General features: G+C 76.9%; 5 protein-coding genes. 3 read left to right on the top strand and 2 right to left on the bottom strand.

Going from position 1 to position 9,240, the window contains the following annotated elements; genetic code table 11:
- Positions 1-131: 131 nt before the first annotated feature.
- Entirely contained in the window at positions 132-3,227 is a 3,096-nt protein-coding gene (locus GTR02_RS16535; RefSeq protein ID WP_166608595.1) for a DEAD/DEAH box helicase, read from the top strand.
- Positions 3,220-4,242, top strand: a complete 1,023-nt coding sequence (locus tag GTR02_RS16530; protein ID WP_166608594.1) for a hypothetical protein — start codon at positions 3,220-3,222, stop codon at positions 4,240-4,242. The genes GTR02_RS16535 and GTR02_RS16530 overlap by 8 nt, the downstream gene beginning before the upstream one ends.
- Here the strand turns inward: GTR02_RS16530 and GTR02_RS16525 are convergent.
- Positions 4,157-6,097, bottom strand: coding sequence for an alpha-amylase family glycosyl hydrolase (locus GTR02_RS16525; RefSeq protein ID WP_166608593.1), 1,941 nt, complete (start codon positions 6,095-6,097; stop codon positions 4,157-4,159). The two genes, GTR02_RS16530 and GTR02_RS16525, sit on opposite strands and share 86 nt — an antisense overlap.
- Positions 6,098-6,215: 118 nt before the next feature.
- On the opposite strand from GTR02_RS16525, the gene GTR02_RS16520 reads away from it, so the two are divergent.
- The gene (locus tag GTR02_RS16520; RefSeq protein WP_166608592.1) at positions 6,216-8,408 is read left to right on the top strand and encodes a SpoIIE family protein phosphatase; all 2,193 of its coding nucleotides are present in this window, start codon (positions 6,216-6,218) and stop codon (positions 8,406-8,408) included.
- Positions 8,409-8,417: 9 nt separating this feature from the next.
- Here GTR02_RS16520 and GTR02_RS16515 read toward each other — a convergent pair whose 3' ends face one another.
- Positions 8,418-9,113 (bottom strand): WHG domain-containing protein, encoded by a 696-nt coding sequence (locus GTR02_RS16515; RefSeq protein WP_166608591.1) that lies wholly within the window; start codon positions 9,111-9,113, stop codon positions 8,418-8,420.
- Between the last annotated feature and the right edge of the window lie 127 nt (positions 9,114-9,240).

Genomic DNA, 9,240 nt, shown 5'->3' with positions numbered 1-9,240 from the left:
GAGGACTTCTTCTTCGGCACGGCTCGGAGACCTCGCGACGTCGGGGACAGGCCCTGGGGACAGTACCCAGCCGTGCACCGCGGCCGGAGCGGCCGCACCGGGCTGTCGGAGGGGTCGGCCACGATGTGGCCATGGCACTGCGCACCACCTCCGCGTCCGGGCCCGCGTCCGCGGCACCCGCCGGGCCCGCGGTGGTCCACGCCGTGCTGTCCGGTGCGCACGGCCTCGTCTGGTGGCTGGAGCGGCACTGCCGCTGGGACCTGGACGCGGGCGCGGCGGGCCCGAGCGCCCACCCGGGGGCCCTGCCCGCCGCCGAGCGGCGCGCGCTGGCCCGCGCGCTGCAGGACGCGTCGCTGCGGGCCGCGCTGACGGGCCCGGCGCGCAGCGTGCGGGTGCTCATGCCGGTGCGCGACGGCGTGCCGGTCCGCAGCCCCGAGGCGGTGGGGCGCGTCCCGCAGCAGCGCCGGCCCGCGGGGTCGACGGCCCTGGCGGTCGTCCAGCTGCCCGTGGCCGCGCCTGCGCTGGCCACCAGCCTGGCCGCGCTCCGCTCGATCACGGCCGAGCCGTCGCTGCTGGTCTCCCGCGAGGTCCGGCACCTGGCCGCCCTGGTCCGCGACGCCGAGCGGCTGGTCGAGGCGGGGCGCGTGGTGCCGCAGGCCGTCACCCTGCCCGGGACGGACGTGGCCGGGGCCACCTGGCGGCTCGCGCCCGACGAGGACGTCGAGGAGTGGGTCGCCGCGCACGCGGCCGCCCTGCCCCCCGCCCTCGGCACCGCCCTGCGCGGCGGGCGCGGCCGGCCCACGACCGGCACGGCCCGCGAGGTCCTCACGGAGCTGCTCGACGCGGTCGTGCCCGTCCTCGTCCGCGAGCGGGCCGCCGGGGACGCCCGCGTGGAGGCGGCGGTCGCGGACGCCCACCCCCTGCTGACGGCCCTCGTGCGCGGCACCGCGCTGGCGGGCGAGCCCGTGCGCTGGGCGCGGCTGCGGGCCGACCTGGCCACCTGGCTCGGCTCCCACCGCCGGCGGCGGGTCGAGGTCGTGCTGCGCCTGCAGGAGCCGCAGTGGTCCGAGGACGAGGTCGCCCCGGGCGACGACGCGGCCTGGCCCGTCGACGTCCTGGTCCGGCTGGACGGCGCGGCGCCCGAGCGGCTCGCGGGCCTGACCGGCGACCGCGAGGCCGTCGCGGCCCTGCGCGACGGGCTGCGCCGCGCGCTCGCGGTGCTGCCGTCGCTGCGCTCGGCGCGCCGCGACGCCGTCGACGAGGGGCGGCTGTGGGTCACCACGTCGACCGCCCTCGGCCTCGTCGAGCACGGGAGCGCCCTGCTCCGCGAGGCCGACGTGACGCTGCTGCTGCCGCGCGAGTGGACCCGGGTCGCGGCGTTTCTGCGGCTGTCGGTGCAGGGCGCCCTCGAACCCGAGGGCGAGCGCCCCCTCGGCTTCGCGGCCCTCGTGTCCTGGGACTGGTCGGTGGCCCTGGGCGAGGACGTCCTGACCGAGGCGGAGCTGGGCGTCCTCGCGGACGCGGTCACCCCGCTGGTGTGGTTGCGCGGGCAGTGGGTCCGGCTGGAACCGGGCAGCCTCGCCGCGGCGCGGCGCTTCGTCCGCCGGGCCCGGCAGCGCCGCGACGACAGCCCGCCGTCGCTCGCCGGCCTCGTCGCGGAGCTCGCGGGCTCCGACGCGCTGCCCGTGCCGCTGACGTCCGTGGCGGCGAGCGGCTGGGTCGACGGTCTGCTGCGCGGCTCGGCGGCCGAGGTCGCGCAGGTCCCGGTGCCGTCGACGCTGCACGGCGTGCTGCGCCCGTACCAGCAGCGGGGGCTGTCGTGGCTGGCCTTCCTCGACCGCCTGGGCCTCGGCGCCGTGCTGGCCGACGACATGGGCCTCGGCAAGACCGTCCAGGTGCTCGCGCTGCTGCTGCACGAGCGCGCCGGGGCCCCGTCGCCGGGGCCGACGCTCCTGGTCTGCCCGATGTCCCTCGTCGGGAACTGGGCGCGCGAGGCGGCGCGCTTCGCGCCGTCCCTGCGGGTGCGGGTGCACCACGGCGCCTCGCGCGCGCACGGCGAGGCCCTCGCGGGGTGCGCCGACGACGACGTGGTCGTGACGACCTACGGCGTGCTCGCGTCCGACGTCGAGGAGCTCGCCGCGGTGTCCTGGCACCGCCTGGTCCTCGACGAGGCCCACCACGTCAAGAACACCGCGACGCGGCAGGCGCGGGCCGTGCGGCGGATCCCGGCGGCCCGGCGCATCGCGCTGACGGGGACGCCCGTGGAGAACCGCCTCGAGGAGCTGCGCGGAGTCCTCGACACCGTGAACCCCGGCATGCTCGGGTCGGCAGCCGCCTTCCGCGACCGCTTCGCGCGGCCCATCGAGCTGCGGCACGACGCCGCGGCCGCGTCGCGGCTGCGGGCGCTGACCCGCCCGTTCGTCCTGCGCCGCGTCAAGACGGACCGGGCGGTCATCGCCGACCTGCCCGAGAAGATCGAGATGGTCGTCCCCGTGTCGCTGACGCGGGAGCAGGCGGCGCTGTACCGCTCCACGGTCGACGCCCTGCTCACGGGACTGGACGACCTCTCCCCGATGCAGCGCAAGGGGTCCGTGCTGCGGACGCTGACCCAGCTCAAGCAGGTCTGCAACCACCCGGCGCACTTCCTGGGCGACGGGTCCCCGCTGCTGCGCGCCGGCCGGCACCGCTCGGGCAAGCTCGCCGCGGTCGACGACCTGGTGGAGTCGCTGCTCGCGGAGGGCGACCGCGCGCTGCTGTTCACCCAGTTCACCGAGTTCGGCCGGATGCTGGCCCCGCACCTGCAGCAGCGGTTCGGGGTCGAGGTGCCGTTCCTGCACGGCGGCACCAGCCGGACCCAGCGCGACGCGATCGTCCGCCGCTCCCAGGCCGACGACGGTCCGCCCCTGCTCCTGCTGTCCCTCCGCGCGGGCGGCACGGGCCTGAACCTCACGCGGGCGAACCACGTGCTGCACGTCGACCGCTGGTGGAACCCGGCGGTCGAGGACCAGGCCACCGACCGGGCGTTCCGGATCGGTCAGGACCGCACGGTCCAGGTCCGCAAGCTCGTCACGGCCGGCACGGTGGAGGAGCGGATCGACGCCGTCATCGCCGGGAAGTCGGCGCTCGCCGACCTCGTGGTCGGGCCCGGCGAGGGCTGGCTCACGGAACTCGGCACCGAGGCGCTGCGCGAGCTCCTCGTCCTGTCGCAGGAGGCCGTCGATGCGTGAGGGGCTGCAGCGCAGCGCGCCCGCGGCGGCGGAGGCCTGGGGGGAGGAGCTCGTGCGCCTCGTCGCGGACCTCGCGGACCCCGGCCGCCACGACCGCGGGCTCGTCCTCCTGGAGGAGGGCGCGGTGGGGCCGGTCAGCACGAGCCGCGGGTCCTTCGCGGCCACCGTGCACGGCTCCAGCGGACGCGAGCACGACGTGCGCGTCCGGGTCCGGGCCCTGCCGCGCGAGGAGGCGGCGCGCCTGTTCCGCGTCCTGCTGCACGACCCCCGCCTGCTCGCGGCGCTGCTGGGGTCCGAGGGCCCGGCCGCCGGGGACGGCACGGCACAGCCCGGCGCGGGCAGCGTGCTGCGGCCCCCACCGGCCGCCCGCCTCGCGGACGACGACGTCGAGTTCCTCTGCAGCTGCCCGGACCCCGACCCGGTCTGCAAGCACGCCGTCGCCCTCGCGCTGACGGTGGCCGACCTGGCGGAGCGCGCCCCCGCCGCCTGGCTGCGGGCCCGCGGGGTCCCGCTGGAGGGCCTCTCCCGCGGCGGCCGGGCGCTCGTCGTCGTCCCCGACCTCCCCGGGGCGGACGACACCGGCGGGAGCAGCACCGGGGACCGCGACACCGGGGACCGCGACACCGGGGACCCCGCCGAGCACTTCTGGGACGGGCCGGGCGGCGCGCCGGTCCTGCCCCCCGGGCTGCGCCACCACCCCGCGACCGACGACCGGGACCCGGACCTGCTGGCCGCGGTGTTCCGGCCGCTGCTGCGCCGGCGGGACCCGCAGGAGGAGCGCGAGCGGGTCGCGGCGGCCGTGGGCGGACTCGCGGCGGTCTACGCGGCGCTCGCCGCACTCCCGGCCGAGGACCGCCCCGACGCTCTCCCCGACCCGCACGCCGACGCCCCGAGGCCCGACACGTCGAGCCCCGCGGCGCGGAGGAGCCTCAGTCCAGCACCCGCAGCCACAGCACCCCGGCCGGCGGCAGCCACACGTCCCCGTCGCCGCCCCACGGCACCCCGTTCCCGGTGAGGGCGTCGGTGGCCTCGGTCAGCCCCAGCTCCGCGACGCGGTAGCCGGGCCACGAGCGCCACTCGCCGGTCACGTTGGCCAGGCACAGCAGGTCGCCCAGGGGGTGGCGCCGCACGACGGCGAGGACGCCGGGGTCGCTGACGTCCAGGACCTCCGCCGCGATGGACGCGTGCAGGTGCGGCAGCTCGCCGCGCACCCGCGCCAGGTGGCGCAGTCCCGCGAGCACCCGGCCGGGCACCGTCGCCGGGTCGGCCGCCGCGGCGAGCTCCGCCTCGTCCAGCCAGGGCCGGTGGACCCAGCGGTTGTCGTTCTCGTGCCCGGGCTCGGCGGCCCAGTCGGGGTCGCCGGACTGCCCGAGCTCGTCGCCCATCCACAGCACGGGGATCCCGCCCCAGGCCAGCACGACCGCGTGGGCGAGCAGCAGCCGCGCCACGGCCGCGTCCACGCCGGCCGCGTCCCCGGCCTCGCGGGCCGCGGTCAAGCCGGTCAGGTCGGCCGCGGTCCCGCTGATCCGGCGGTCCCGCGTCGCGGCGTTCTCCTGGAACACCAGCCCGCGGGCGGGCGAGCCGGGGAACTCGCCGCTGTAGTAGTCGGAGAGGAAGGAGCGGTGCCAGAACCCGGACAGGCCCACCGCCTCCGCGTCGGCGTCGGAGATCGCCCACCCGATGTCGTCGTGGCAGCGGACGTAGGTGATCCACGCCGTCGAGGTCGGGACGGCGGGCAGGGCCCGCAGGGCGTGCGTGGCCAGCCGGACGTCGCGCGCAGCGAGCATCGACCAGATCTGCACCATGAGCGTGTTGTGGTAGGCGAGGTCACTGACCCGGCCGTGGTGCCGTCCCCGGCCCAGGTAGTGGACGAGGTCGGCCGGGGCGACGATGGCCTCGGCCTTCAGCAGGACTGCGGGGCAGGCGATCCGGGTCAGCGCGCGCAGCACCTGGGTGAGGGAGTGCACCTCCGGCTCGTTCTGGCAGCTCGTACCGAGGCGCTTCCAGAGGAAGGCGATGGCGTCCAGCCGCAGCACCTCGACGCCGAGGTTCGCGAGCCACAGGACGATGTCGGCGTACTCCACGAGCACGTCGGGGTTGGACCAGTCGACGTCCCACTGGAAGGAGTTGAACGTCGTCCACACCCAGCCCTGCAGGTCCTCGTCCCACGTGAAGTTCCCCGGCGCGAAGTCGGGGAACACCTCGGGCAGCGTCCGCTCGTAGGCGTCCGGCACCTCGCGGTCGGGGTGGATGCGGAAGTAGCGGCGGTAGCGCTCCTCGCCGCGGCGCGCGGCCCGCGCCCAGGCGTGCTCGCGCGCGACGTGGTTGAGCACGAGGTCGAGGACGAGGCTGATGCCCCGGCCCCGCAGGGCCCGGGCGAGCTCGCGCACGTCCTCGACGGTCCCCAGGTCGGCGCGCACCGAGCGGTAGTCGGCCACCGCGTACCCGCCGTCGCTGTCACCCTCGCGTGGCTGCAGCACGGGCATGAGGTGCAGGTAGGTGACGCCGAGGTCCTCGAGGTGGCCGAGCCGGTCGTGCACGCCCGCGATCGTCCCCGCGAAGCGCTCGGTGTAGGCGGCGTAGCCCAGCATCGACGGCTCCTGGAACCAGTCCGGGCGCAGGGTCCGCGCCTGGTCCAGCCGGTGCAGGTCGGGGTCGCGCTCGGCGAAGCTCGTGGCCGCGCAGGCCAGCAGCCGCTCCGCGAGCTCCGCGGCGACCTCCGGCGGGTAGACGGCGGCCAGGCCGTCGCGCAGGTCGGGCCACCAGCGCTGCACGCGCAGGTGGAAGAGCTCCCGCCGCTCCGGGGACAGCTCCGCCAGCGCGTCCGCAGGGACGGGCGGGCCGGGGTGAGCGGCAGAACGGGGCGGCACGGCATCCTCCAGGTCGAGCGGGTCGGGTCAACTCTCCCAAGTCCGGGGACCCCGCGGCGACCGGGCCCGCGATGGTGACGCTCCGCAGTCAAGGGTCAGCTGGCCGTAGGGTTGTCCGGTGGACCCCGGCCCCTCGCACCCGACGCTGCTCGACATCACCGCTCTCTCCCTGCGGCACGGCCACGACCTCCGCTCGCTGCTGGAGGCGGCCACGAGCGCGGGCACGCGGGCCACGGGTGCCGAGTACGGCGCCTTCTTCTACTCCGACCGCGACGAGGGCGGCGAGCGGCTGGAGCTGTTCGTCCTCTCCGGCGCGGACGCCCGGGACTTCCCCACCACGCTCCCCGTGCGCAGCACCCCGCTCTTCGCCCCGACCTTCGAGGGCACCTCGCCGATCCGGGTGGCGGACGTCGCGACCGACCCCCGCTTCGGGCACGGCGCCTCCGGCGGGCTGCCGCCCGTGCACCCGCCCGTGCGCAGCTACCTGGCCGCTCCCGTGCTGTCCGGCACGGGCCGGGTGATCGGGGCGCTGCTCTTCGCCCACAGCCGGCCGGACCGCTTCGACGCCGACGCCGAGGCCGCGGCGGTCGCCGCGGCGGCGGGGGCGGCCGTGACCATCGACAACGCCCTGCTGGTCGCCGAGGAGCGGGCCGCGCGGGAGATGGCCGAGGACCGCGAGGCCGTGGCCGACGCCAGCGCCACGCGGTTCGCCCTGCTGCAGCAGATCACGGCGCTGCTCTCGACCAGCGCGACGCGGGCCGACATCACCGACGCCGTCCCCGTGACCATCACGCACGTCCTGGGGTGCGCGTCCGCGGCGGTCTTCCTGCTCGACGACAGCCGCGACCTGCTCGTCGGCACGAGCCACCCACCCCTGGAGGAGGCCGCGGGCGTGGGCGTCGTGCCGCTGCGGGCGGACACGCCGCCGACCGTCGCCGTGCGCAACGGCCAGCCCGTGGTGTTCACGGCCGAGGACGCGCGCCGCCTCTTCGACGGCGCCGTGGACCCCGCCGCGCTGCGCTCGGGCCTGGCCGTGCCGATGTTCGGCCGCGAGGGGTGCGTGGGCGCCCTCGTCGCGCACTGGACCGACGCGAGCCCGCCCTCGGGCAGCGAGGTCGACCTCTTCGCGAGCATCGCCGCCCAGGTCGCCCTGGCCCTGGAGCGGGCGCAGCTGCTGGACGCCGAGCGCGCGGCGCGCGAGAGCCTCGCCCTGTCCGTCTCGGCGCTCACGGACCTGGCCCGGACCCTGCAGCGCGGGCTGCTGCCCCGGTCGCTGCCGGTCCTCGACCGGGTCGCGATCGCGGTGCGGTACCAGCCGGCCGTGGTCGGCGCGGAGGTCGGCGGCGACTGGTACGACGCGGTCGAGACCGACAGCGGCGTCGTGTTCGTCATCGGTGACGTGCAGGGCCACAACACCACCGCGGCCGGCCTCATGGGGCAGCTGCGCACCGCGGTGCGGGCCTACCTCACCGAGGGTCACGGCCCGGGGGCCGCGCTGGAGCGGACCAACCGGCTGCTCGCCGACCTGGGCGAGGAGCTGTTCGCGACGTGCTGCCTGGTGTCGCTGGACCAGCAGTCCGGCGAGGTCGTGGTCGCGAGCGCCGGGCACCCGGCGCCCCTGGTGTCCGACGAGCGGGGCCTGTGGGAGCTGGAGGTGGACCCGGGCCCGCCGCTCGGCATCGCCGAGGGCGCCGAGTACCCGAGCACGACGCACCGGCTGCGCGGCCGCAGCTGCGTCGTGCTCTACACCGACGGGGTCGTGGAGTCGCCGCTGGACCAGCTGACGGCGGGCGAGGCGTCGCTGCGGCGGACGATCGCCGAGGCGCCGGACGCGTCCTGCGAGGTCCTGGCGACCCAGATCATGGCGAACATCCCCCACCGCCTCGACGACGACGCGGCCATGCTCGTCCTCGAGTACGGCGGCGCCACGACCGTGCCCGAGGAGGCCGTGCTGCCGCTGCCGAGCGACGTGCGGGCCGTCGCGCAGGCCCGCAGCTTCCTCCGCACCGTGCTGGGCACGTGGGGCGCACCGCACCTGGCGGACGCGGGGGAGCTGGTGCTGAGCGAGCTCGTGACCAACGCGCTCCTGCACACGGGCGGGGAGGCCACCGTCGTCCTGCGCTTCGAGCGCTCCGAGGGCCGGCTCAACCTGGGGGTGCGCGACGGCTCCACGCGGCACCCGCGGGGGCGCCACGCCGACGACGACGCGCTCGGCGGTCGCGGGCTGGCCATCGTCGAGGCGCTGGCCGCCGAGTGGGGCGTGTCGGTCGGCGGCGAGGGCAAGACGGTGTGGGCGGACCTGGTGGCCTGACGCGCCCCCTCAGCGGGTGAGCGCCTCGATCGTCGAGCGCAGCGTGGCGCGGAAGAGCGCCGGCCGTCCCCGCAGCGCGGGCGGCAGGTGCCCGCTCAGCTCCAGGTCGATCGCGCCGTGCAGGGCGGCGTAGCAGATCATCGCCGCGCCGAGCGCGGCGACCGGGAGCGGGCGGGGCAGCGTGGCGGACCACACGTCGAGCGCGGTGCGCAGGTCGTCGGTCAGCAGGGCCTCGACCACCTCGGTGTCCACCCGGTCGCCGTCCACGGCGAGGGCCATGACCTCCAGCAGCACCGCGGACGAGCGCACCGCGGCCGCGGTCGTCGCCGGCGTGCCCGTGTAGCCGTCGACGGGGTTGCCGAAGGCCAGCCGGTACGCGAGCGGGTCCCCGAGCGCCCAGTCGCGGTAGGCGTCGCCGACGTCGAGGAACACCTCGACGACGTCCGTCCCGACGGGCACCGCGGCGAGGGCCGCCGAGAGCCGGGCCGTGAGGGCGTCGAAGGAGTCGACGACGAGCGCGGTGACGAGGTCGTCCCGGCTCTCGACGTAGCGGTAGAGCGCGGAGACGGCCATCCCCATCTCGCGCGCGACGCCCCGCAGCGACAGGCCCGTCGCGCCCGAGCGCGCCAGGTCCGTCCAGGCGGCGGCCTTGATCTCGGCGAGGGTGGCAGCGCGCTGCTGCACCCGGCGCGTGGGAGGGGACACGAGAGCACCCTACCGGTGAGGTGAACGGCGTTCGCATCGCGAACACTGTTGACACCCCTGAGGCGAGCGGTGAACAGTGTTCGCACCGACCCCTCGACCCCCGGAGCCCCTCGTGACCGTGCTGGAC

The sequence above is a fragment of the Kineococcus siccus genome, assembly GCF_009906795.1.
Classification (GTDB): domain Bacteria; phylum Actinomycetota; class Actinomycetes; order Actinomycetales; family Kineococcaceae; genus Kineococcus; species Kineococcus siccus.
Note: the sequence above shows the minus strand (reverse complement) of the source record. Positions and strands in the feature narration are given on the sequence as shown.

Excerpts from the sequence above, each read along its gene's own strand:
- GTR02_RS16535 (WP_166608595.1), top strand. The coding sequence starts at position 132 with ATGGCACTGCGCACCACCTCCGCGTCCGGGCCCGCGTCCGCGGCACCC.
- GTR02_RS16530 (WP_166608594.1), top strand. The coding sequence starts at position 3,220 with ATGCGTGAGGGGCTGCAGCGCAGCGCGCCCGCGGCGGCGGAGGCCTGG.